General features: G+C 59.3%; 21 protein-coding genes. 1 reads left to right on the top strand and 20 read right to left on the bottom strand.

Annotated elements, in window-relative coordinates:
* Nucleotides 1-246: 246 nt before the first annotated feature.
* From rpoS to AC3IT9_RS05900, 8 genes are all read right to left on the bottom strand, one after another.
* A complete protein-coding gene (gene rpoS, locus AC3IT9_RS05935; RefSeq protein WP_007990225.1) occupies nucleotides 247-1254 on the bottom strand; it encodes an RNA polymerase sigma factor RpoS in 1008 nt (335 codons plus the stop codon).
* Nucleotides 1255-1359: 105 nt separating this feature from the next.
* Complete coding sequence (locus AC3IT9_RS05930) at nucleotides 1360-2217, bottom strand: peptidoglycan DD-metalloendopeptidase family protein (protein WP_150727668.1); 858 nt, start codon at nucleotides 2215-2217, stop codon at nucleotides 1360-1362.
* Nucleotides 2218-2429: 212 nt separating this feature from the next.
* Entirely contained in the window at nucleotides 2430-3065 is a 636-nt protein-coding gene (locus AC3IT9_RS05925; protein WP_172435346.1) for a protein-L-isoaspartate(D-aspartate) O-methyltransferase, read from the bottom strand.
* A gap of 41 nt (nucleotides 3066-3106) precedes the next feature.
* The gene (gene surE, locus AC3IT9_RS05920) at nucleotides 3107-3856 is read right to left on the bottom strand and encodes a 5'/3'-nucleotidase SurE (protein ID WP_150727669.1); all 750 of its coding nucleotides are present in this window, start codon (nucleotides 3854-3856) and stop codon (nucleotides 3107-3109) included.
* Nucleotides 3844-4902, bottom strand: coding sequence for a tRNA pseudouridine(13) synthase TruD (gene truD / locus AC3IT9_RS05915; RefSeq protein WP_150727670.1), 1059 nt, complete (start codon nucleotides 4900-4902; stop codon nucleotides 3844-3846). The genes surE and truD overlap by 13 nt, the downstream gene beginning before the upstream one ends.
* Nucleotides 4899-5372: a 2-C-methyl-D-erythritol 2,4-cyclodiphosphate synthase gene (gene ispF / locus AC3IT9_RS05910; RefSeq protein ID WP_150727671.1), complete on the bottom strand. Its 474-nt coding sequence runs from the start codon at nucleotides 5370-5372 to the stop codon at nucleotides 4899-4901. Before ispF ends, truD begins: the two co-directional genes overlap by 4 nt.
* Nucleotides 5373-5415: 43 nt before the next feature.
* A complete protein-coding gene (fghA, locus tag AC3IT9_RS05905; protein ID WP_150727672.1) occupies nucleotides 5416-6261 on the bottom strand; it encodes an S-formylglutathione hydrolase in 846 nt (281 codons plus the stop codon).
* Between the two features lie 8 nt (nucleotides 6262-6269).
* Nucleotides 6270-7382 (bottom strand): S-(hydroxymethyl)glutathione dehydrogenase/class III alcohol dehydrogenase, encoded by a 1113-nt coding sequence (locus tag AC3IT9_RS05900; RefSeq protein ID WP_015093777.1) that lies wholly within the window; start codon nucleotides 7380-7382, stop codon nucleotides 6270-6272.
* Between the two features lie 107 nt (nucleotides 7383-7489).
* Between AC3IT9_RS05900 and AC3IT9_RS05895 the strand changes: the two genes are divergently transcribed.
* Nucleotides 7490-8386, top strand: a complete 897-nt coding sequence (locus AC3IT9_RS05895; protein WP_489272381.1) for a LysR family transcriptional regulator — start codon at nucleotides 7490-7492, stop codon at nucleotides 8384-8386.
* A 156-nt stretch (nucleotides 8387-8542) separates the two neighbouring features.
* On the opposite strand, the gene ispD is transcribed toward AC3IT9_RS05895, so the two are convergent.
* From ispD to fabZ, 12 genes are all read right to left on the bottom strand, one after another.
* On the bottom strand, nucleotides 8543-9250 hold the full coding sequence (ispD, locus tag AC3IT9_RS05890; RefSeq protein ID WP_489272379.1) for a 2-C-methyl-D-erythritol 4-phosphate cytidylyltransferase: 708 nt from the start codon (nucleotides 9248-9250) through the stop codon (nucleotides 8543-8545).
* Entirely contained in the window at nucleotides 9247-9525 is a 279-nt protein-coding gene (gene ftsB / locus AC3IT9_RS05885) for a cell division protein FtsB (protein ID WP_007996937.1), read from the bottom strand. Before ftsB ends, ispD begins: the two co-directional genes overlap by 4 nt.
* A gap of 170 nt (nucleotides 9526-9695) precedes the next feature.
* Nucleotides 9696-10985, bottom strand: a complete 1290-nt coding sequence (gene eno, locus AC3IT9_RS05880) for a phosphopyruvate hydratase (protein ID WP_056720952.1) — start codon at nucleotides 10983-10985, stop codon at nucleotides 9696-9698.
* 155 nt (nucleotides 10986-11140) lie between these two features.
* Entirely contained in the window at nucleotides 11141-11986 is an 846-nt protein-coding gene (gene kdsA, locus AC3IT9_RS05875) for a 3-deoxy-8-phosphooctulonate synthase (protein WP_056720954.1), read from the bottom strand.
* Between the two features lie 5 nt (nucleotides 11987-11991).
* Complete coding sequence (gene pyrG, locus AC3IT9_RS05870) at nucleotides 11992-13623, bottom strand: CTP synthase (RefSeq protein WP_150727676.1); 1632 nt, start codon at nucleotides 13621-13623, stop codon at nucleotides 11992-11994.
* Nucleotides 13624-13897: 274 nt separating this feature from the next.
* Entirely contained in the window at nucleotides 13898-15226 is a 1329-nt protein-coding gene (tilS, locus tag AC3IT9_RS05865) for a tRNA lysidine(34) synthetase TilS (protein WP_489272376.1), read from the bottom strand.
* A 130-nt stretch (nucleotides 15227-15356) separates the two neighbouring features.
* Nucleotides 15357-16304: an acetyl-CoA carboxylase carboxyltransferase subunit alpha gene (locus AC3IT9_RS05860; protein ID WP_150718431.1), complete on the bottom strand. Its 948-nt coding sequence runs from the start codon at nucleotides 16302-16304 to the stop codon at nucleotides 15357-15359.
* A 139-nt stretch (nucleotides 16305-16443) separates the two neighbouring features.
* Nucleotides 16444-19965 carry a DNA polymerase III subunit alpha gene (gene dnaE, locus AC3IT9_RS05855; protein WP_489272375.1) on the bottom strand — a complete coding sequence of 1174 codons (3522 nt, stop codon included), beginning with the start codon at nucleotides 19963-19965 and terminating at the stop codon, nucleotides 16444-16446.
* A 77-nt stretch (nucleotides 19966-20042) separates the two neighbouring features.
* The gene (gene rnhB, locus AC3IT9_RS05850; RefSeq protein WP_150757396.1) at nucleotides 20043-20669 is read right to left on the bottom strand and encodes a ribonuclease HII; all 627 of its coding nucleotides are present in this window, start codon (nucleotides 20667-20669) and stop codon (nucleotides 20043-20045) included.
* An 11-nt stretch (nucleotides 20670-20680) separates the two neighbouring features.
* The gene (gene lpxB, locus AC3IT9_RS05845) at nucleotides 20681-21811 is read right to left on the bottom strand and encodes a lipid-A-disaccharide synthase (protein ID WP_489272374.1); all 1131 of its coding nucleotides are present in this window, start codon (nucleotides 21809-21811) and stop codon (nucleotides 20681-20683) included.
* Between the two features lie 2 nt (nucleotides 21812-21813).
* Nucleotides 21814-22590 carry an acyl-ACP--UDP-N-acetylglucosamine O-acyltransferase gene (gene lpxA / locus AC3IT9_RS05840; RefSeq protein ID WP_150727680.1) on the bottom strand — a complete coding sequence of 259 codons (777 nt, stop codon included), beginning with the start codon at nucleotides 22588-22590 and terminating at the stop codon, nucleotides 21814-21816.
* The gene (gene fabZ / locus AC3IT9_RS05835) at nucleotides 22587-23027 is read right to left on the bottom strand and encodes a 3-hydroxyacyl-ACP dehydratase FabZ (protein WP_007978374.1); all 441 of its coding nucleotides are present in this window, start codon (nucleotides 23025-23027) and stop codon (nucleotides 22587-22589) included. Before fabZ ends, lpxA begins: the two co-directional genes overlap by 4 nt.
* Between the last annotated feature and the right edge of the window lie 60 nt (nucleotides 23028-23087).

Genomic DNA, 23087 nt, shown 5'->3' with positions numbered 1-23087 from the left:
CCTTTGGCGCAAAATCCAACTGTCACACGTCATTAATAATAGAAAATATTTATATAAATCAAAAAGATAGAAACGGTCAGCGTTCAACATGGACGACTGCCAGAGTGTAAAAATAACGAACACTTACGCAAGAGTAAGCCAAGGCTTACAGCAGGAAACCAAAATCCCGAGGGGATTCGGCCTCCTGGCCAGGTAATAAAAAACCCCGAGCCAGTCGGGGTTTTTCATGCCATCGCAGTGAGCGCGTTATTGAAACAGCGACTCGCTCGACAGACCATTTTTTTCCAGGATCTCGCGCAGCCGCTTCAAGCCTTCCACCTGAATCTGTCTGACCCGTTCCCGGGTCAGGCCGATTTCCAGGCCTACGTCTTCAAGGGTGCTGCTTTCATGGCCGCGCAGGCCGAAGCGGCGTACAACCACTTCGCGTTGCTTGTCGGTCAGTTCCGAGAGCCATTGATCGATGCTCTGGGACAGGTCGTCGTCCTGCAACAGTTCACATGGATCGGTTGGACGGTCGTCAGTCAGGGTATCCAGTAGGGTTTTATCCGAATCCGGACCCAGCGAGACGTCGACCGAAGAAACCCGTTCGTTAAGGCCGAGCATACGCTTGACCTCTCCCACCGGTTTTTCCAGCAGGTTGGCGATTTCTTCGGGAGAGGGTTCATGGTCGAGTTTTTGCGTCAGCTCCCGCGCAGCCCGCAGGTACACATTCAGCTCTTTGACCACATGGATCGGTAGCCGGATGGTCCGGGTCTGATTCATGATTGCGCGTTCGATGGTCTGGCGAATCCACCAGGTCGCATAGGTCGAGAAGCGGAAACCGCGTTCCGGATCGAACTTCTCCACCGCCCGGATCAAGCCGAGGTTGCCCTCTTCGATCAGGTCCAGCAGCGACAGCCCACGATTGACGTAACGCCGGGCGATTTTCACCACCAGCCGCAGGTTACTTTCAATCATGCGTTTACGCCCGGCAGGATCGCCACTTTGCGACAGGCGCGCAAAATGAACTTCTTCTTCGGGTGACAGCAGGGGGGAGAAACCAATTTCATTGAGATACAGCTGCGTGGCATCAAGTGCCCGCGTGTAGTCAATGTACTTGTGTTGTTTCAACGATGCGGAGTGTTTGGATTTGGCACGAACGGAAGGTGGAGCCGCCCCTTCATCATTCGACATCGAATCCGTATCGATGCTGCTCTCCATCAGGAGAACCTCATCGTCGATGTCAAACTCCGGCACTTCTTTACTGAGAGCCATTGTTATAGTCCTTTGGTGAGTTCGACCTCAAGCTCAAGCGGCGCCTTCATCCCTGGCAACGCTGGAGCCTGTCCCCTCTACGCGACGGAACAGGCTGGTAAGCGATCAACGACGTGGCAGGAATTGCAGCGGATCTACAGGTTTACCCTGGCGGCGAATTTCAAAATGCAGTTTCACCCGGTCTGTACCCGTTGACCCCATTTCGGCAATTGTCTGTCCGACTTTGACCTGCTGCCCCTCCCGAACCAACAGCCTGCGGTTATGTCCGTAGGCACTGACGTAAGTTTCGCTGTGTTTGATGATCACTAATTCGCCGTAGCCCCTTAAGCCACTCCCGGCGTACACCACCGTCCCATCAGACGCAGCTAAAACAGGCTGTCCCAAATCTCCGGCGATATCAATTCCTTTATTCAAACTACCGTTTGAAGAGAATTTCCCGATCAGAATGCCATTAGATGGCCATCCCCAGCCCGTCGGGGCTGGCCCGGGAGGGGGCAACGGAGCGGGTGCTGGCTTATTGGCGACGGACGGTAAAACCGTCGTTGTGCTGGTGGTCGCACCGTTTACCGGACGACGGATGACCGTGGTTTTACTCGACGACGAAGGTGTTGAACTGGACGAGCTGACCACCGCCGTCGACGTTGAATCGGTACGACCATCAAAGCGAATCGTCTGACCTGGACGGATGGTGTAAGGCGCAGCAATGTTGTTACGCGCAGCCAGGGCCTTGTAGTCCCAGCCGTAACGGAAGGCGATGGAGAACAGGGTGTCCTTGGGCCGAACGACGTATTGTCCGGTGGTTACGGCTGGACGCTGGGCCGCGGCATTGTTGCGGTCCAGGACACGAACATCGCTGGATTTGTTGCTGGAACAACCGACCAGCAAGGTGCTCAAGACAAGGCCAGTCACCAGGCGCTGAAAGCTCGTTTTACTCATACGCTGCGCAATGACTGTGAGACTCACCCGCCGCTCCCTCTGTGGTGGCTGAAAATGTGAAATACCGGAGTCCGGCAATGAACTGTCGCAAGTATAACGAGCCGTGCACGCTTTACCTTTAATGTGGCGAATCGGTGTCGCGCACACGTTTGCTGCCTGACGATGAATCCCGTTCAACCAAACGATGCCGCTGTAAGACAAAGGCAATCGAAGAGAATTCAGCGTGTCGAAACAAATGCTCAGGCCAGTGGCCCATTGAGCAATGGCACGAAGCGCACCGCCCCCAGAACATGCCTGGAAAAACCTTGTTCCTCGCGGATGATCAGCATCAATTGCTGGACTTCGCCGGCCCCGACAGGGATCACCATCCGGCCTCCCGGTGCCAACTGATCAAGCAGAGCCTGGGGCACATCGGTGGCCACTGCGGTGACGATAATCCCGTTGTACGGCGCCAGTGCCGGCCAGCCTTCCCAGCCGTCGCCCCAGCGGAACACCACGTTGCGCAGGTTCAGCTCGACCAGACGTTCCTTTGCCCGATCCTGCAGAACCTTGATGCGCTCGACCGAGAACACACGCTCGACCAGTTGCGACAGCACCGCCGTCTGATAACCCGACCCGGTGCCGATCTCCAGCACCTTGTCGAGGGGACCGGCCTCCAGCAGCAGCTCGCTCATGCGCGCCACCATATAAGGCTGGGAGATGGTCTGGTTGTTACCAATCGGCAGCGCCGTGTCTTCATAGGCACGGTGCGCCAGCGCTTCGTCGACGAACAGGTGGCGCGGGGTCCGGCGAATGACCTCCAGCACCCTGGCGTTGGAGATACCTTCTTCGTACAGGCGCTGGATCAGCCGCTCCCGGGTTCGCTGGGAGGTCATGCCGATGCCGCGACGCAGCATATCGTCTTGTTCGCGACCCATCAGCGCAGCCCCTCCAGCCAGCCGTCCAGACTTCTGAAGGCATCATTGAAGGTGCGATCCAGTTGCAGCGGCGTGATCGAAACATAACCCTGCATCACTGCATGGAAATCGGTACCCGGGCCACCGTCTTCGGCATCCCCGGCCGCAGCGATCCAGTAACCGGACTTGCCCCGCGGATCCACCACTTTCATCGGTGCCGCGGCCCGGGCGCGATGGCCCAGGCGGGTCAGCTGGATACCGCGGATGCGGTCCAGCGGCAAATTGGGAATGTTCACGTTCAGTACCGTACGCGGTGGCAGATCCAGGTCAGCATGGGCTTCAACCAGTTTGCGCGCGAAATAGGCAGCTGTGGGAAGGTTATCTACCTGGCGTGAGACCAGCGAAAAGGCAAACGAGGGGTGTTTCAGGAAACGCCCCTCGAGGGCCGCCGCCACCGTGCCGGAATACAGGACATCGTCCCCCAGGTTCGCGCCCAGGTTGATCCCTGAAACCACCATGTCCGCTTCGCGCTCCAGCAGGCCGTTGAGGCCCAGGTGCACACAATCGGTGGGCGTGCCGTTGAGGCTGATAAAGCCGTTGGCCAGGGTTTGCGGGTGCAACGGACGGTCGAGCGTCAGCGAACTGCTGGCGCCGCTTTTGTCCTGGTCCGGGGCGATAACCACGCATTCGGTGTAATCCGCCAGCGCAGCATAAAGCGCGGCGAGACCGGGTGCGGTTACCCCATCGTCGTTAGAAATCAGAATACGCATGGGCTGTCCGTCTGCCCCACCGGCACCAGATCAACAAGCTCACGCACCAATACGGTGGCGAAGCATCCGGCCGGCAGGATGAATTCCAGTTGCAGAATGTCAGGCTCGGGATAATGCCACGTCAGCCCGCCAATGGGCAGCCGCAGGATGCGACGTTCGTGGCTCATACCGGCGTTGATCAACCAGTCACGCAAATCCGCTTCGCGTGCGGCGATGGCCTGCTCCAGTTCATGGACAACGCCCGTGGCCGGCGAGTCACCTTCGCCCCACTGCGGACCGGTCGGGTGCAGATCGAGAATCGCCAGGCGCGGGTCGCTGCACTCGGCTTCGCCTGCCGGAAAAAAGCTGCGGCTGTCGGTGAACGCCAGCAGATCGCCCACCTGGGCACGCTGCCAGGTGCCATCGGCGACACGCGCGGCCAGCACCTGATTGAACAGAAAACTGCGCGCCGTGGAGAGCAGACGCGAGCGCACGTTGCGCTGCTCCGGCAAGGCCTTGCGCGCGGCCCAGGCGCGAGCATCGACGACGTTGCCGCCGTCATGGCCGAAACGCTGGGCGCCGAAATAATTGGGGATGCCTTGTTTGGCAATCAGTTGCAGACGCTCTTCAAGCGCAGCCTTGTCGCCGGCGAATTGCGTCAGGCGCAACGTAAAACCGTTGGCCGAGTGGGCACCGCGTTGCAATTTGCGTTTGTGGCGGGCGGTCTTGAGGATCTTCAGCGTATCGTTTTGCGCGGCCGACAGATCAGGGTCGGCCTTGCCCGGCAATTGCACGCTGAACCACTGGCGAGTCAACGCCTGACGGTCCTTGAGCCCGGCATAACTGACGGTGCGCAAAGGCACGCCGGCAGCCTTGGCAATCCGCCGCGCCGCTTCTTCTGTGTTCAAACCACGCTTTTCCACCCAGATCCACAGGTGTTCGCCTTCGCCACTGAGGGGAATGTCGAGGACTTCGTCGACCTGGAAATCTTCCGCAATGGCTTTCAGTACCGCTGTACCGAGGGGCTCACCATAGGCCCGCGGGCCGAGCAGTTGCAGTTCGTTCATGCGCGCAGCAACAAGGCAACGGAATGCACGGCAATACCTTCTTCGCGACCGACAAAGCCGAGCTTTTCGGTGGTGGTAGCTTTCACGTTCACTTGATCCAACTCTACTTGAAGATCCGCGGCAATCAGCGCGCGCATCGATTCGATATGCGGGGACATTTTCGGCGCCTGGGCGACGATGGTGTTATCGACGTTGCCGACTTTCCAGCCTTTGGCATGGACCAGTGCAACGACGTGACGCAGCAGCGCACGGCTGTCGGCGCCCTTGAACTGCGGGTCGGTATCCGGGAAATGCTTGCCGATGTCGCCCAGCGCCGCGGCGCCGAGCAAGGCATCGCTCAAGGCGTGCAAGAGGACGTCACCGTCAGAGTGAGCGAGCAGCCCGAAGCTGTGTGCAATGCGCACGCCGCCCAGAGTGATGAAATCGCCTTCAGCGAAACGGTGCACATCATAGCCGTGGCCAATACGCATAAAAAAACGCCCCGATTTTTGTCAGGGCGTGATTCTACCTGCATTAGGCACCTAGAGCATGCGCGTGATGCCGTAAGTGCTCATCGATGAAACTGGCGATGAAGAAATAGCTGTGGTCATAGCCCGGTTGCAGGCGCAACGTCAGCGGGTGACCGGCCAGTTTGGCCGCCTGCTGCAAGGCTTCAGGCTTGAGCTGGTTGGCGAGGAAATCGTCGCGATCACCCTGGTCGACCAACAGCGGCAGCTTTTCATCGGCCTCGGCAATCAACGCGCAGGCATCCCATTCGCGCCATTTCGAACGGTCCTCTCCCAGATAGCGGGAGAAGGCTTTCTGCCCCCACGGGCAATCCATCGGATTGTTGATCGGCGAGAACGCCGACACCGACAGATAGCGCCCCGGATTGCGCAATGCGCAGACCAGCGCACCATGGCCGCCCATGGAATGGCCACTGATACCGCGCTTGTCCGACGCCGGGAAATGGGCTTCGACCAATGTCGGCAATTCCTGCACGACATAGTCATGCATCCGATAGTGGCGCGACCAAGGCTCCTGGGTGGCATTCAGGTAAAATCCGGCGCCGAGGCCGAAGTCCCAGGCGCCATCCGGATCGCCCGGCACATCAGGACCGCGAGGGCTGGTGTCCGGTGCGACGATGATCAGCCCCAACTCGGCGGCCATGCGCATGGCACCAGCCTTTTGCATGAAGTTCTCGTCGGTGCAGGTCAGGCCGGACAACCAGTACAACACCGGCAGCTTGCCACCCTGCTCCGCTTGAGGAGGCAGGTACACGGCGAACACCATGTCGCAGCCGAGCACTTCCGAGCGATGGCGATAGCGTTTGTGCCAGCCGCCGAAGCTTTTCTGGCAGGAGATGTTTTCCAGGCTCATGGCGGACCTCAGAAATGGATGACGGAGCGGATGCTTTTTCCTTCATGCATCAGGTCAAACGCCTTGTTGATATCTTCCAGGCCCATGGTGTGGGTGATGAAGGTATCCAGCGGAATCTCACCGGTCTCGGCCATCTCCACATAGCTCGGCAACTCGGTACGGCCACGCACGCCGCCGAACGCCGAACCCCGCCAGACGCGGCCGGTGACCAACTGGAACGGACGGGTCGAGATTTCCTGACCGGCACCGGCAACGCCGATGATGACCGACTCGCCCCAGCCCTTGTGGCAGCACTCCAGCGCCGCGCGCATCAGTTGCACGTTGCCGATGCACTCGAAGGAAAAATCCACGCCGCCATCGGTCATGTCGACGATAACTTCCTGGATCGGACGATCGAAGTCTTTCGGGTTCACGCAGTCGGTTGCGCCCAACTGTTTGGCGATTTCGAATTTCGCCGGGTTGATGTCGATGGCGATGATGCGGGCAGCCTTGGCTTTGACAGCGCCAATGACAGCCGACAGACCGATGCCGCCGAGGCCGAAAATGGCCACGGTGTCACCCGGCTTCACCTTGGCGGTGTTGAGTACCGCGCCGATGCCGGTGGTGACACCGCAACCCAGCAGGCAGACCTTTTCCAGTGGCGCTTCCTTGGCGATTTTCGCCACGGAAATCTCCGGAAGCACGGTGTACTCGGAGAAGGTGGAAGTACCCATGTAGTGGAAAATCGTTTCGCCCTTGTAGGAAAAACGCGAAGTACCGTCGGGCATCAAGCCTTTGCCCTGGGTCGCGCGAATCGCCTGGCAGAGGTTGGTTTTACCCGAAAGGCAGAATTTGCACTGACGGCATTCCGGGGTGTACAGCGGGATCACATGATCGCCCACCGCAACGGAGGTCACGCCCTCGCCAATGGCCTCGACAATCGCGCCACCTTCATGACCGAGAATCGACGGGAAGATGCCTTCCGGATCTGCGCCGGACAACGTGTAGGCATCGGTATGGCAAACACCGGAGGCCACCACGCGCAGCAATACTTCACCGGCCTTGGGCATGGCGACATCGACTTCAACGATTTCGAGGGGCTTCTTGGCCTCGAAGGCAACGGCGGCGCGCGACTTGATCATGGTGATTCTCCGGTGAATTTAAACGAGACAGGGAGTGTAATACATGGCTCAACGATGAATAATCGATGCAAATGCAAAATATTATTGCTGCACAGGGATAATCATTGATGTCCGAAAATCGCTGGGAAGGGATCGACGAGTTTGTCGCGGTTGCCGAATGCAGCCAGTTCACCGCTGCTGCGCAACGCCTGGGGGTTTCTTCTTCCCATATCAGTCGACAAATTGTACGCCTGGAAGAGCGTTTGCAGACTCGTTTGCTCTACCGCAGTACCCGTCGGGTCACGCTGACCGAGGCCGGGCAAACCTTCCTGCAACATTGCCAGCGTTTGCAGGATGGTCGCGAAGAAGCGCTGCGCGCGGTCGGCGACCTGACCAGCGAACCCAAGGGCATGCTGCGCATGACCTGCGCCGTGGCTTACGGCGAACGGTTCATCGTGCCGCTGGTGACCCGTTTCATGGGGCTATATCCGCAACTGCGCATCGACATCGAACTGAGCAATCGCCAGCTTGACCTCGTGCACGAAGGCCTGGATCTGGCGATTCGCCTCGGGCGCTTGCAGGATTCACGGCTAGTCGCCACCCGCCTCGCGCCGCGGCGTATGTTTCTCTGTGCATCGCCTTCCTACCTTGAACGCTACGGTCGCCCGCACAGCCTGTCGGAGCTGAGCCGCCACAACTGCCTGATCGGCAGTTCGGACCTCTGGCAACTGGAACAGAACGGGAGGGAGTTTTCGCAGAGGGTGCAGGGAAACTGGCGCTGCAACAGTGGGCAAGCGGTGCTGGATGCCGCGCTGCAAGGCGTAGGGCTGTGTCAGTTGCCGGACTATTACGTGCTGGAGCATTTGAATAGCGGCGCGTTGATTTCATTGCTGGAAGCGCATCAACCACCGAACACGGCGGTTTGGGCGCTGTATCCTCAGCAGCGGCATCTGTCGCCGAAGGTGCGCAAGTTGGTGGACTTTTTAAAGGAGGGGTTGGCTCAAAGGCCGGAGTATCGAAGCTAGCTGGCGTGTCAGCAAGATACCGGTGCCCAGACTACCGCCATCGCGAGCAAGCTCGCTCCCACAGTGGTTCGAGTCGACCAAAAATCCTGGGAACACTATTGAACCCTGTGGGAGCGAGCTTGCTCGCGATTGGGGACAACATAGAACCAAGGTCAATCAGCGGCGATTAGCCCAACGCTGTCTTAACCACTCGAGGTCTTCAGGACGCGTGACCTTGAGGTTGTCGGACCGCCCTTCGATCAGGCGCGGTGCCGAACCGGCCCACTCCATCGCCGAGGCTTCGTCGGTAATAACGGCATCGGCCACCAGACTGTCAGCCAAAGCCCGATGCAGCGCCCCAAGGCGGAACATCTGCGGCGTGTAGGCCTGCCAGATCACGCTGCGATCCACGGTTTCGACCACGCGACCGTGTTTGTCGACTCGCTTGAGCGTATCCCGCGCCGGAACCGCCAGCAGTCCGCCAACGGGATCGTCAGCCAGTTCAGCCAGCAGCTTGTCCAGATCGTCACGACTGAGGTTCGGCCGTGCGGCATCGTGAACCAGTACCCAATCCTCATCGTCGGCGCCCTGCGCATGCAAGTGCAGCAACGCATTGAGCACCGACCCGGAACGTTCGGCGCCGCCCTCGACCCGGGCAATACGCGGATCACTGGCACACGCCAGGTTCGGCCAATAAGGATCATCAACAGCAAGACTGACCACCAACCCTTTCAGGCATGGATGATCAAGGAAACAGCCAAGGCTGTGTTCGAGAATAGTGCGCCCGCCCAGCTGCAGATACTGCTTGGGACGGTCCGCAGCCATACGGGCACCGACGCCCGCGGCAGGAATCACGGCCCAGAAGGCCGGTAACGAATTAATCATTGGGCCAACTGGTAAAGGGTTTCACCGTCCTTGACCATGCCCAACTCATGGCGAGCCCGCTCTTCGACGGTCTCCATGCCCTTTTTCAATTCACTGACTTCGGCGTCCATCACCCGATTGCGTTCCAGCAATGCCTGGTTCTCAGCCTGCTGATCCGCAATCTGCTGAGTCAACTCGGCCACTTGCGCCAGGCTGCCATTACCCACCCACAGGCGGTACTGCAGGCCAGCCAGCAGCAGGAGCAAGACGAGGAACAACCAATTGGGACTGCGCATCGAATATCAGGTATCCAGTGAAAAAAGACAGCCATGCCAAAACGTGAAGCTTCTGATAGCACGAAGCCTGGAAGAACCAGGCTTGTGCATATAAGGCATCAGATTAGTGGCAAAAACGTCGCTATAGCGATTTTTTCGACACAATCCGGTGTCTTTTTACCAGTTACCGCTTAACCGCGGAACTCGCTGCGACCGTTGTACTTGGCTTTGCCGTTCAACTGCTCTTCGATACGCAGCAGTTGGTTGTACTTGGAAACGCGGTCGGAACGGCACAGGGAGCCGGTCTTGATCTGGCCAGCCGAGGTGCCCACGGCCAGGTCGGCAATGGTCGAGTCTTCGGTTTCGCCGGAGCGGTGCGAGATCACGGCAGTGTAACCAGCAGCCTTGGCCATCTGGATGGCTTCCAGGGTTTCGGTCAGGGTACCGATCTGGTTGAACTTGATCAGGATCGAGTTGGCGATCTTCTTGTCGATGCCTTCTTTCAGGATCTTGGTGTTGGTCACGAACAGGTCGTCGCCTACCAGTTGGGTCTTCTCGCCGATCTTGTCGGTGAGGATCTTCCAGCCAGCCCAGTCGGACTCGTCCAGGCCATCTTCGATGGAGATGATCGGGTAACGCTCGGTCAGACCTTTCAGGTAATCGGCGAAACCTTCAGCGGTGAACACCTGGCCTTCGCCGGACAGGTTGTACTTGCCGTCTTCGTAGAATTCGCTGGCCGCGCAGTCCAGGGCCAGGGTCACGTCGGTGCCCAGCTTGTAACCGGCGTTGGCCACGGCTTCGGAGATCACTTTCAAAGCGTCTTCGTTGGACGCCAGATTCGGTGCGAAACCACCTTCGTCACCCACGGCAGTGCTCAGGCCACGGGCCTTCAGTACAGCCTTGAGGTGGTGGAAAATCTCGGTGCCCATGCGCAGGCCTTCCGAGAAAGACTTGGCGCCAACCGGCTGAACCATGAATTCCTGGATGTCGACGTTGTTATCGGCGTGCTCGCCGCCGTTGATGATGTTCATCATCGGAACCGGCATCGAGTAGACACCCGGGGTGCCGTTCAGGTTGGCGATATGAGCGTACAGCGGCAGGTCCTGGTCCTGTGCTGCTGCCTTGGCCGCGGCCAGGGAAACGGCGAGGATCGCGTTGGCGCCCAGGGAACCTTTGTTTTCAGTACCGTCGAGCTTGATCATTGCCAGATCGAGCGCTTTCTGGTCGCTTGGGTCCATGCCTTTCAACAGGTCGCGGATCGGACCGTTGATGTTGGCTACGGCCTTCAGGACGCCCTTGCCCAGGTAACGGCTCTTGTCGCCATCACGCAGCTCGAGCGCTTCACGCGAGCCAGTGGAAGCACCGGACGGCGCGCAGGCACTGCCGATGATGCCGTTGTCGAGAAGCACGTCCGCTTCCACGGTGGGATTGCCACGGGAGTCGAGAACTTCACGACCTTTGATGTCGACGATTTTAGCCATTGTTGTAAACACTCCAAAGTTGACGAAAACGACGCAGCTGTAGGAAATCTTTGATCGTCGGCAAGTGGGTGCAGCGGGCAGTCTTGCAGACGACAAGGCTCAGGCCCGAGGGCCCGAGCGTTAAATCGTGCGGTACTTTACCGGAGAATTGAGGATTACGCGGTTTCTACCGTCGGAAAACTCTTCACCAGTTCGTCCAAAGCCTTGAGCTGGGCCAGGAATGGCTCCAGTTTGTCCAGGCGCAAGGCGCAAGGACCGTCGCATTTGGCGTTGTCCGGATCCGGGTGAGCTTCGAGGAACAAGCCAGCCAGGGACTGGCTCATGCCGGCTTTTGCCAGATCGAGGACCTGGGCGCGACGACCGCCGGCGGAATCGGAGCGACCACCAGGCATTTGCAGCGCGTGGGTCACGTCGAAGAACACCGGGTATTCGAACTGCTTCATGATGCCGAAGCCGAGCATGTCGACGACCAGGTTGTTGTAGCCGAAGCTCGAACCACGCTCGCAGAGGATCAACTGATCGTTACCCGCTTCCACGCACTTGTTCAGGATGTGCTTCATTTCCTGAGGGGCGAGGAACTGGGCTTTCTTGATGTTGATCACAGCGCCCGTTTTGGCCATCGCGACCACGAGGTCGGTCTGGCGCGACAGGAAGGCTGGCAACTGGATGATGTCGCAGACTTCAGCGACGACCGCGGCCTGATCAGGCTCGTGGACGTCGGTGATGATCGGCACGCCGAAGGCTTGCTTGATGTCCTGGAAGATGCGCATGCCTTCTTCCAGGCCAGGACCACGATAGGAGGTCACAGAAGAGCGGTTGGCCTTGTCGAAACTGGCCTTGAACACGTAAGGGATACCGAGCTTTTCGGTGACCTTCACATACTCTTCGCAAACCTGCATGGCCATGTCACGACTTTCCAGCACGTTCATGCCGCCGAACAGCACCATGGGTTTGTCGTTGGCAATCTCGATGTCGCCGACGCGGATGATCTTCTGTGCCATCGGGGTTACGCCTTCTTCTGGTGTTGAACCAACGCTGCCTTGACGAAACCGCTGAACAGCGGGTGACCGTCGCGTGGCGTCGAGGTGAACTCAGGGTGGAACTGGCAAGCGACGAACCATGGGTGATCCGGAGCTTCAACCACTTCAACCAGTGCGCCATCACCGGAACGACCGGAGATTTTCAAACCGGCTTCCATGATTTGCGGCAGCAGGTTGTTGTTCACTTCGTAGCGATGACGATGACGCTCGACAATCACGTCCTTGCCGTAGCAACCGTGTACCAGGGAACCCGGCTCCAGCAGGCAATCCTGCGCACCCAGGCGCATGGTGCCGCCCAGATCGGAGGTTTCGGTACGGGTTTCGACAGCGCCGGTGGCATCTTCCCACTCGGTGATCAGGCCCACGACCGGGTGACCGCTTGCACGATCGAACTCGGTGGAGTTGGCGTCTTTCCAGCCCATCACGTTACGTGCGAACTCGATAACGGCCACTTGCATGCCCAGGCAGATACCCAGGTATGGAACCTTGTTTTCGCGAGCGTATTGAACGGCAGTGATCTTGCCTTCAACGCCACGCAGACCGAAGCCGCCAGGTACCAGGATGGCATCGACGCCTTCCAGCAGCGCGGTGCCCTGGTTCTCGATGTCTTCGGAATCGATGTAGCGCAGGTTGACCTTGGTACGGTTGCTGATGCCGGCGTGACTCATCGCTTCGATCAGCGACTTGTAGGCGTCCAGCAGTTCCATGTACTTGCCGACCATGGCGATGGTGACTTCGTGCTCAGGATTGAGCTTGGCGTCGACCACGGCTTCCCACTCGGACAGATCGGCACCGCCGCATTGCAGGCCGAAACGCTCGACGACGAAATCGTCCAGGCCCTGGGAATGCAGGATGCCCGGGATTTTGTAGATGGTGTCGGCGTCTTCCAGCGCGATCACCGCACGTTCTTCAACGTTGGTGAACTGCGCGATCTTGCGACGCGACGACACATCGATCGGGTGGTCGGAGCGGCAGACCAGCACGTCTGGTTGCAGGCCGATGGAACGCAGTTCCTTCACCGAGTGCTGGGTTGGCTTGGTCTTGGTTTCGCCGGCAGTGGCGATGTACGGCACCAGTGTCAGGTGCATCAGCATCGCGCGTTTGGCGCCGACTTCGAAACGCAGCTGGCGGATGGCCTCGAGGAACGGTTGCGACTCGATGTCACCCACGGTGCCACCGATCTCGACCATTGCCACGTCAGCGTCGCCGGCACCCTTGATGATGCGGCGCTTGATTTCGTCGGTGATGTGCGGGATCACCTGGATGGTTGCACCCAGGTAGTCACCACGGCGCTCCTTGCGCAGGACGTGTTCGTAGACACGGCCAGTGGTGAAGTTGTTGTTCTGGGTCATGGTCGTGCGGATGAACCGCTCGTAGTGGCCCAGGTCCAGGTCGGTCTCGGCGCCGTCGTGAGTGACGAACACTTCACCGTGCTGGAACGGGCTCATGGTGCCCGGGTCGACGTTGATGTACGGGTCCAGCTTCAGCATGGTGACCTTAAGTCCCCGCGCCTCCAGGATGGCCGCCAATGATGCCGATGCAATGCCTTTCCCCAATGAAGAAACAACACCGCCCGTGACGAATATGTAGCGCGTCATGAAAAACCCTAGAAGTCTGCGTTAAAGCGGTCCGAGCCGCCGGGGAAAGCGAAGGAAGGCCGAAGCCCCCGATCACCTGCATTAATCACAGTGCACCTTTCGAAAAAACCGCCGCGTTGGGACAGACCGGAAAATGAAACACCGGTTCGTTGCTCGCTACACATTTTTTGGAATCGCCCAGCAAAGACTGCTTGGTAATCGGCAACTCCTGCAATTCAGGCGAATCCACAGAAGTTGTATCAAGAAGGGAGCGTAGTCTACCGGAAAGCCCCTTTCAGCTCAAACCTTGATCTTCGTTCAGTGGCTGCCAATGCAAATGCCAGTCGCCGAGCGCACCACCATCGAGCCCCTTGAGGTTCGCTACCGCCAGCAATTGCCCGTCTTTGTAGAGCAGCGGCAATCTGCCGCGTACGAAGGACGGTACAGCGCTTTCATTGAGCAAACGTTTCAGGTCCCGATGGCCGCGGCCTGGCAATGCCATGACCTCTCCCCCTTCACGATAGCGGATATGCAGCGGGCCATCGGGGATTTGGCCGGTGACACTCAGTACACCGTTATCCGGCAATATCAGCGGCGATGCTGGACTTTGCCACGCTCCAGCAGAAGGCACAGTGCGCAGCCAGCAACCGGACAGCCACCAGATGCGTCCGCCTGCACGGTGCAGTTCGCCATCGGCCAGCCGCCACACCGGGCAGGCATCGCCGGTAGCGTCGCGCAAATCCTCCCAACCCGACCAATGGTCAGTGTCCGGCAGGCGGGTGAGCGGTTCGAGCCAATGACTCAAGGCATTGTGCTGCCGGGCATCAGACAATTGCGCAAGCGGCGCCAGTTCAAGGGATCGCAAGCCCAGCCAGGCAAACTCACTGGCAGAGCTGGCCTCACGCAAATCCATGTCCGCCAGTTCTTCGAGCAGCCCCTGCGCTTCAGTCAAATGCGCCGCGCTGCGGGCCATGGTTGCAACCGCTTGCGGCCAGCGCTGGATCAGCACGGGCATGACTTGATGCCGCAGGTAATTGCGCGAGTACTGCCGATCCTGGTTCGAGGGATCTTCGATCCAGCTCAAGCCATGCGCACTGGCATAAGCCTCCAGTTCAGCCCGCGTGACATCAAGCAATGGCCGCAGCAGATGCCCCTTGCCCAACGGGCGCTGACGCGGCATCCCGGACAATCCGCGCACGCCCGCTCCGCGCAACAAGCGAAACAACAGGGTTTCCGCCTGATCGTCGCGGTGCTGGGCAGTCAGCAGCACTTCGTTGGCCTGAACGGTTTCAGTGAAGGCGTGATACCGCGCATCCCGAGCTGCACGTTCAAGGCTGGCACCCGGTTGCACCTGCACGCGAACCACTTGCAGCGGCACGCCCAGCGCAGCGCACACGGCACGACAATGTTCCGGCCACGCATCGGCCACGGCTTGAAGGCCGTGATGGACATGGATGGCGTTGAGCGCCGGCAGGGATTCGGTTTTTGCGAGGTGTGCAAGAAGGTGCAGCAGGACGGTAGAGTCCAGGCCGCCGGAGAAGGCGATGTGCCAGGTCGGAACGTTGCGCCAAGGGTTCAAGCTCAGCAGAAGCCTGGCAGGAAGATCGTTCATGGGATGGCTCATATCAATCACTCAGCACAAACCAAATGTGGGAGCGGGCTTGCTCGCGAAGGCGGCTGAACATTCAACATACCGGTTGACTGTTATACCGCTTTCGCGAGCAAGCCCGCTCCCACATTAAAGCCGAGGTCAGTTAGAGACCGTAGCTCATCAGTCGATCGTAGCGGCGCTTGAGCAGCGCATCGTTATCGAACTTCTTCAGCATCGCCAATTGCGAGCTCAGCTCGGCGCGGATCGATGCGGCTGCGGTGGCCGGGTCGCGGTGCGCGCCGCCCAGTGGCTCGCCAATCACCTTGTCCACGATGCCCAGGCCTTTGAGGCGCTCGGCGGTGATGCCCATCGCTTCTGCGGCATCCGGTGCCTTCTCGGCGGTTTTCCACAGAATCGAAGCACAACCTTCCGGCGAGATCACCGCGTAGGTCGAGTATTGCAGCATGTTCAACTGATCGCAGACACCGATCGCCAATGCACCACCGGAACCACCCTCACCGATCACGGTGGCGATGATTGGGGTTTTCAGGCGGGCCATGACACGCAGGTTCCAGGCAATTGCTTCGCTCTGGTTACGCTCTTCAGCGTCGATGCCAGGGTAAGCGCCCGGGGTGTCGATGAAGGTCAGGATCGGCATTTTGAAACGTTCGGCCATTTCCATCAGGCGGCAAGCCTTGCGGTAGCCTTCCGGACGCGGCATGCCGAAGTTGCGGCGAACCTTCTCGCGCACTTCACGGCCTTTCTGGTGACCGATGATCATCACCGGCTTGTCATCCAGGCGGGCAATACCGCCAACGATGGCAGCGTCGTCGGAGAAGTGACGGTCACCGTGCAGTTCGTCGAACTCGGTGAAGATGTGTTCGATGTAGTCCAGGGTATACGGACGTTTCGGGTGACGCGCCAGACGTGCGATCTGCCAGCTGGTCAGCTTGCCGAAGATGTCTTCGGTCAGCGTTTTGCTCTTGTCCTGCAGGCGGGAGATCTCATCGCCGATATTCAGCGAATTGTCATTACCGACCAAGCGCAACTCTTCGATCTTGGCTTGCAGGTCGGCGATCGGCTGTTCGAAATCTAGAAAATTCGGGTTCATAGGCGTCCGTCTTGGGTCGAGTCCCAAGGGTTCTTGGGCCGGCCGGTTGTCTATTCGCGCCCTACCTTAAGGGACAGGCGCGTTGAGGTCGAGATTAAAAATTCAGGTCAAGGTCAGGGCAATCTGATAGCACTGACCGTCAACGGTATTGGAGGAAGACGTTGTCTCGCCCGAACTGGTCACGCAGGGCTTGAATCAACGCATCCGCCGGATCGATTCGCCAGCCTTCGCCGAATTGCAGCAAGGCCTTCGCATCGGGGCTGGTGTAGTCCATGGTGATCGGGCACGCGCCGCGGTGACGCTTCAACAGTTCACCCAGCCAGCGTAGCTGATCGCCCTTGAGGTCCTTGGCATGCAACTTCAGGCGCAGGCTCTCGGCCAGGTTGGTGCGCGCATCCTCCATGCTCATCACCCGCTTGACTCGCAACTTCAGGCCACCGGAGAAGTCGTCATTGCTGACCTCGCCCTCGACCACCACCATCGCGTCGGTCTGCAACAGCGACTGCGCGGAATGGAACGCCTCGGAAAACAGTGAGGCCTCGATCCGTCCGGAGCGGTCGTCGAGGGTGATAAACCCCATCTTGTCGCCCTTTTTGTTCTTCATCACCCGCAAGGCGATGATCATCCCGGCAACAGTCTGGGTATCACGCGCCGGTTTCAGGTCGATGATGCGCTGACGGGCGAAGCGACGGATTTCACCTTCGTATTCGTCGATCGGGTGACCGGTCAGGTACAGGCCGAGGGTATCTTTTTCCCCTTTCAGGCGCTCCTTGAGGGTCAGCTCCTTGGCCTTGCGGTGATTGGCGTAGACGTCGGCGTCCTCTTCGACGAACAGACCGCCAAACAGGTCGGAGTGACCGCTGTCCTGGGTGCGCGCGGTCTGTTCGGCCGCCTTGATCGCTTCCTCCATGGCGGTCAGCAGCACCGCGCGATTGCGGTCGATGTTGGCCTGGTAGGCTTTCTGCTCGTCGTGGAAATACGGCCCGAGGCGATCCAGGGCACCGCTGCGGATCAAACCGTCGAGGGTGCGCTTGTTGATACGCTTGAGGTCGACCCGGGCACAGAAATCGAACAGATCCTTGAACGGACCGGCCAGACGTGCTTCGGTGATCGCCTCGACCGGGCCCTCACCCACGCCCTTGATGGCGCCCAGGCCGTAAATGATCCGGCCTTCGTCGTTCACCGTGAACTTGAACTCCGAGGTGTTCACGTCCGGCGCGTCGAGACGCAGCTTCATGGTCCGCACTTCTTCGATCAAGGTCACGACCTTGTCGGTGTTGTGCATATCCGCCGAGAGTACCGCGGCCATGAACGGCGCCGGGTAGTGCGCCTTCAGCCACGCGGTCTGGTACGACACCAGGCCATAGGCGGCGGAGTGGGATTTGTTGAAGCCGTAACCGGCGAATTTTTCTACCAGGTCGAAGATGTTACCGGCGAGGTCCGCATCGATGTTGTTGGTGGCGCAACCTTCAATGAAGCCACCACGCTGCTTGGCCATTTCCTCGGGTTTTTTCTTACCCATGGCTCGACGCAGCATGTCCGCACCACCGAGGGTGTAACCGGCCATGACCTGGGCAATCTGCATCACCTGTTCCTGATACAGGATGATGCCGTAAGTCGGTGCCAGTACCGGCTTGAGGCCTTCGTACTGGTAGTCCGAGTGCGGATACGCCAGCTCGGCGCGGCCGTGCTTACGGTTGATGAAGTCGTCCACCATGCCCGATTGCAGCGGCCCCGGACGGAACAGTGCCACCAGTGCGATCAAGTCTTCCAGGCAGTCGGGCTTGAGCTTTTTGATCAGCTCTTTCATGCCCCGGGATTCGAGCTGGAACACGGCCGTGGTTTCGGCTTTTTGCAGCAAGGTGTAGGTCGGCTTGTCATCCAGCGGGATGAACGCGATATCCAGCGGTGGTTCGTTGACCTTGGCGCGGTCACGGTTGATGGTTTTCAGCGCCCAGTCGATGATCGTCAGGGTCCGCAGACCCAGGAAGTCAAACTTCACAAGGCCAGCCGCCTCGACGTCATCCTTGTCGAACTGGGTTACCAGGCCATCACCGGCTTCGTCGCAATAGATCGGCGAGAAGTCGGTCAGCTTGGTCGGCGCGATCACCACACCACCGGCGTGCTTGCCGACGTTACGCACAACGCCTTCGAGCTTGCGGGCCATCTCCCAGATTTCCGCGGCCTCTTCATCGACCTTGATGAAGTCGCGCAGGATCTCTTCCTGCTCGTAGGCCTTTTCCAGGGTCATGCCGACTTCGAACGGAATCATCTTCGACAGACGATCCGCCAGGCCATAGGACTTGCCTTGCACCCGCGCCACGTCGCGGACCACGGCCTTTGCCGCCATGGAACCGAAGGTGATGATCTGGCTTACCGCGTTGCGGCCGTACTTCTCGGCTACGTAGTCGATTACCCGGTCACGACCGTCCATGCAGAAGTCGACGTCGAAGTCGGGCATGGATACCCGTTCCGGGTTGAGGAATCGTTCGAACAGCAGGTCATATTCCAGCGGATCGAGGTCGGTGATCTTCTGTACGTAGGCCACCAGCGATCCGGCACCCGATCCACGGCCAGGGCCCACGGGTACACCGTTGCTCTTGGCCCACTGGATGAAGTCCATCACGATCAGGAAGTAACCGGGGAACCCCATCTGGATGATGATATCCAGCTCGAAATTCAGCCGGTCGACATAGACCTGACGCTTGGCCTCGTAGTCTTCGGTGGTGTCTTTGGGCAGCAGTACACTAAGCCGCTCCTCCAGACCGTCGAAGGACACCTTGCGGAAGTACTCGTCGATGGTCATGCCATCGGGGATCGGGAAGTTGGGCAGGAAGTGCGTGCCCAGCTTCACTTCGATGTTGCAGCGCTTGGCAATCTCGACGGTGTTTTCCAGCGCCTCGGGAATGTCGCTGAACAGCTCGGCCATTTCCTCGGCGCTTTTGAGGTACTGCTGGTCGCTGTAATTCTTCGAACGCCGCGGATCGTCGAGGGCGCGGCCCTCGCCGATGCAAACGCGGGTTTCGTGGGCGGCGAAGTCTTCCTGCTTGATGAAGCGCACATCGTTGGTCGCCACCAGCGGCGCACCGAGCTTCTCGGCCAGGGCCACGGCGCCGTGCAGTTGTTCTTCATCGTTGGGGCGGTTGGTGCGCTGGATTTCCAGATAGAAACGATCCGGAAACACTTCCATCCATTCGCGGGCCAGGGTTTCGGCCTCGGCGGAGTTTCCGCTGAGCATGGCCTGGCCGATCTCGCCTTCCTTGGCCGCCGACAGCATGATCAAGCCCGAGTTGGCTTCAGCAACCCATTCGCGCTCGATGATGATCGCGCCATTGCGCTGACCATCGATAAAGCCGCGGGAAATAAGTTCGGTAAGGTTGCGATAGCCTTCGGCGTTCATCACCAGCAGGCTGATCCGGCTCAGCGGGTTGTCCGGATCCTTGTTCGACAGCCACAGGTCGGCACCGCAGATCGGCTTGATCCCGGCACCCATGGCGTTTTTATAGAATTTGACCAGGGAACACATGTTGTTCTGGTCGGTGACCGCTACGGCAGGCATGTTCATGCCGACCAGGGTCTTGACCAGCGGTTTGATCCGCACCAGACCGTCGACCAGGGAGTATTCAGTGTGCAGGCGTAGGTGAACGAATGAAGCCGGCATAGTGATCCTGTCTGTAAGCGTGAAGACAACAAGGCCCGGATTGTACCGGGCCTTGGTAAAAAAAATCAGCCTCGCGACTAACTCTCGGTGAGACCTTCCCGCGCCTCATATGCCAGCCGCACCGGGGCAAACGAACGCCGATGAATCGGGGTCGGCCCAAGCCGTGCCAGCGCTTCCAGATGAACGGGCGTCGGGTAGCCTTTATGCCCACCGATGCCGTAACCCGGGTAGATCAATTCGAACGCAGCCATTTCACGATCACGGCTGACCTTGGCCAGAATCGATGCGGCGGCGATGGCTGGAACCTTGCTATCGCCCTTGACCACAGCCTCGGAGCGCATCGGCAGCTTCGGGCATCGGTTGCCGTCGATCATCGCCAGCTTCGGCTGGACATGCAGCCCGGCGACCGCGCGCTGCATGGCCAGCATGGTGGCGTGCAGGATATTCAGCTCGTCGATTTCTTCGACTTCGGCGCGCGCGATGCACCAGCTCAGGGCTTTTTCGCAGATTTCGTCGTAGAGCTTTTCGCGGCGGGCTTCGGTGAGTTTCTTCGAGTCGTTCAGGCCAAGGATCGGGCGGTTCGGATCGAGGATCACCGCCGCTGTCACCACCGCGCCACAGAGCGGGCCGCGACCAACTTCATCGACGCCGGCAACCAACTCTTCGATTTCAGCCACCAAGGTAAAATCCAGCCCCATCTGCATATTCGTTTTACTCATTTTACTTGGCCGATCAGGTTCAGCACTGCGTCCGCAGCCTGGTTGGAGGCATCCAGACGCAGGGTCCGGTGAATCTCGTCAAAACCGCGGGTCTGCTCTTCCCCACCCTCGATCAACGGCGACAAGGTCTGGGCCAGCGCTTCAACCGTGGCGTCGTCTTGCAATAACTCGGGCACCAACAGACGCTGGGCCAACAGGTTCGGCAACGAAATGTAGGGGCTTTTCACCATGCGCTTGAGAATCCAGAACGTCAGCGGCGCCAGGCGATAGGCGACCACCATCGGTCGCTTGTACAGCAGCGCTTCAAGCGTCGCGGTACCAGAGGCAATCAACACCGCATCGCACGCGGCCAGGGCCAGATGGGATTTGCCATCGAGCAAGGTCAGTGGCAAATCGCGACCGGCCAGCAATGCTTCGATCTGGGTCCGGCGTTGAGGACTGGCGCAAGGCATGACAAATCGCACACCCGGACGCATTGCCCGCAGGCGCTGCGCTGTATCGAGAAACAAAGCACCGAGCCGGCCAACTTCACCGCCACGGCTGCCAGGCATCAACGCCACCAGCGGCCCGTCGGGCAAACCGAGTTCGGCCCGCGCAGCAGCGCGATCGGCCTGGAGTGGAATGGCATCGGCCAGGGTATGGCCGACGAACCGCACCGGCACGCCTTTCTCTTCGTAAAATCTGGCTTCGAACGGGAACAGCGTGAGCATCAGGTCGCAGCCTTCGCGAATCTTCAGCACGCGTTTCTGCCGCCAGGCCCAGACCGACGGGCTGACGTAATGCACAGTCTTGATCCTGGCCTGGCGCAGCTTGAGTTCGATATTGAGGTTGAAGTCCGGTGCGTCGATACCGATGAACACATCGGGTTTCGCCTCGATCAGGTCGGCGACCAGTTTTTTGCGCCGAGCCAGCAACTCGCGCAACCGGCCCAGCACTTCCACCAGGCCCATGACGGACAGACGCTCCATCGGGAAATACGAGGTCAGGCCTTCAGCCTGCATCAACGGACCACCGACACCGATGAACTCGACAGCAGGGTGACGAGCCTTGAGCGCGCGCATGAGACCCGCACCCAGAATGTCACCGGAAGCCTCACCCGCTACCAGCGCAATACGCAGATTGGCCATGATTAGCGGGTGATGCCGCGGGTCGAAGACTGGATGGAGTCGCGGAACACCGCTACTTCCGGGAACTGCGCAGAAGGCTCGGCCAGTTCGACGAGCGCCTGTTCCACGGTCAGGCCCTGGCGGTACACCACCTTGTAGGCACGACGTAGCGCGTGGATCGCATCTTCGCTGAAACCCCGACGGCGCATGCCCTCGAAGTTCATGCTACGGGCTTCGGCAGGGTTACCGAACACCGTGACATACGCAGGAACATCCTTGCCGATCGCCGTACCCATGCCTGAAAAGCTGTGGGCACCAATGTGGCAATACTGGTGAACCAGGGTAAAACCGGAGAGGATTGCCCAGTCTTCCACATGCACATGGCCCGCCAGAGCGGTGTTGTTCACCAGGATGCAGTGGTTGCCAATAACGCTGTCGTGGCCGATGTGGGCATACGCCATGATCAGGTTGTGATCGCCCAGGGTCGTTTCCGAACGGTCCTGGATGGTGCCACGGTGAATCGTCACGCCTTCACGGATGATGTTGTGATCACCAATCACCAGGCGGGTTTCCTCGCCCTTGTACTTCAGGTCAGGCGTGTCTTCACCCACCGAGGAAAACTGGTAGATGCGATTGTGCTTACCGATTCGGGTCGGGCCCTTGAGAATCACGTGCGGCCCGATGACTGTCCCCTCGCCGATTTCCACACCTGCGCCGACGATCGACCATGGGCCGACCTCGACGCCGTCAGCCAGAACGGCTGTCGGATCGATGATTGCGCGAGGGTCAATCAAACTCATAGTTTGCGTTCCGCACAGATGATTTCAGCCGAGCAGACCGGCTTGCCATCGACCGAAGCCTGGCATTCGAATTTCCAGATCTGACGCTTGCAGCTGATGAACTTGGCTTCAAGGATCAGCTGATCACCCGGCAATACCGGCTGGCGGAAGCGCAGCTTGTCGGAACCGACGAAGTAATAGAGGGTGCCGTCGGCCGGTTTCACGTCGAGCATTTTGAAACCAAGGATCCCGGCAGCCTGAGCCATTGCCTCGATGATCAATACGCCCGGCATGATTGGATGCGCAGGGAAGTGACCATTGAAGAACGGTTCGTTGATGCTGACATTCTTGTAGGCACGAATGCGCTTGCCTTCAACATCCAGCTCCACTACCCGGTCCACCAGCAGGAACGGGTAACGGTGAGGCAGGTATTCGCGAATCTCGTTGATGTCCATCATTTCGGGGGGAAGCCTATGTAAAGATTGGGAGCGCGCGACTGACGCGCACTCCTCTAGCAA

This window comes from Pseudomonas sp. KH_046_1, from assembly GCF_057839025.1.
Note: the sequence above shows the minus strand (reverse complement) of the source record. Positions and strands in the feature narration are given on the sequence as shown.

What these genes read in the sequence shown, in the direction of transcription:
- rpoS (WP_007990225.1), bottom strand. Translation starts at nt 1,254, where the DNA reads ATGGCTCTCAGTAAAGAAGTGCCGGAGTTTGACATCGACGATGAGGTT.
- AC3IT9_RS05925 (WP_172435346.1), bottom strand. Translation starts at nt 3,065, where the DNA reads ATGACCTCCCAGCGAACCCGGGAGCGGCTGATCCAGCGCCTGTACGAA.
- surE (WP_150727669.1), bottom strand. Translation starts at nt 3,856, where the DNA reads ATGCGTATTCTGATTTCTAACGACGATGGGGTAACCGCACCCGGTCTC.
- truD (WP_150727670.1), bottom strand. Translation starts at nt 4,902, where the DNA reads ATGAACGAACTGCAACTGCTCGGCCCGCGGGCCTATGGTGAGCCCCTC.
- ispF (WP_150727671.1), bottom strand. Translation starts at nt 5,372, where the DNA reads ATGCGTATTGGCCACGGCTATGATGTGCACCGTTTCGCTGAAGGCGAT.
- fghA (WP_150727672.1), bottom strand. Translation starts at nt 6,261, where the DNA reads ATGAGCCTGGAAAACATCTCCTGCCAGAAAAGCTTCGGCGGCTGGCAC.
- AC3IT9_RS05900 (WP_015093777.1), bottom strand. Translation starts at nt 7,382, where the DNA reads ATGATCAAGTCGCGCGCCGCCGTTGCCTTCGAGGCCAAGAAGCCCCTC.
- AC3IT9_RS05895 (WP_489272381.1), top strand. Translation starts at nt 7,490, where the DNA reads ATGTCCGAAAATCGCTGGGAAGGGATCGACGAGTTTGTCGCGGTTGCC.
- ispD (WP_489272379.1), bottom strand. Translation starts at nt 9,250, where the DNA reads ATGATTAATTCGTTACCGGCCTTCTGGGCCGTGATTCCTGCCGCGGGC.
- ftsB (WP_007996937.1), bottom strand. Translation starts at nt 9,525, where the DNA reads ATGCGCAGTCCCAATTGGTTGTTCCTCGTCTTGCTCCTGCTGCTGGCT.
- eno (WP_056720952.1), bottom strand. Translation starts at nt 10,985, where the DNA reads ATGGCTAAAATCGTCGACATCAAAGGTCGTGAAGTTCTCGACTCCCGT.
- kdsA (WP_056720954.1), bottom strand. Translation starts at nt 11,986, where the DNA reads ATGGCACAGAAGATCATCCGCGTCGGCGACATCGAGATTGCCAACGAC.
- pyrG (WP_150727676.1), bottom strand. Translation starts at nt 13,623, where the DNA reads ATGACGCGCTACATATTCGTCACGGGCGGTGTTGTTTCTTCATTGGGG.
- tilS (WP_489272376.1), bottom strand. Translation starts at nt 15,226, where the DNA reads ATGAGCCATCCCATGAACGATCTTCCTGCCAGGCTTCTGCTGAGCTTG.
- AC3IT9_RS05860 (WP_150718431.1), bottom strand. Translation starts at nt 16,304, where the DNA reads ATGAACCCGAATTTTCTAGATTTCGAACAGCCGATCGCCGACCTGCAA.
- dnaE (WP_489272375.1), bottom strand. Translation starts at nt 19,965, where the DNA reads ATGCCGGCTTCATTCGTTCACCTACGCCTGCACACTGAATACTCCCTG.
- rnhB (WP_150757396.1), bottom strand. Translation starts at nt 20,669, where the DNA reads ATGCAGATGGGGCTGGATTTTACCTTGGTGGCTGAAATCGAAGAGTTG.
- lpxB (WP_489272374.1), bottom strand. Translation starts at nt 21,811, where the DNA reads ATGGCCAATCTGCGTATTGCGCTGGTAGCGGGTGAGGCTTCCGGTGAC.
- lpxA (WP_150727680.1), bottom strand. Translation starts at nt 22,590, where the DNA reads ATGAGTTTGATTGACCCTCGCGCAATCATCGATCCGACAGCCGTTCTG.
- fabZ (WP_007978374.1), bottom strand. Translation starts at nt 23,027, where the DNA reads ATGATGGACATCAACGAGATTCGCGAATACCTGCCTCACCGTTACCCG.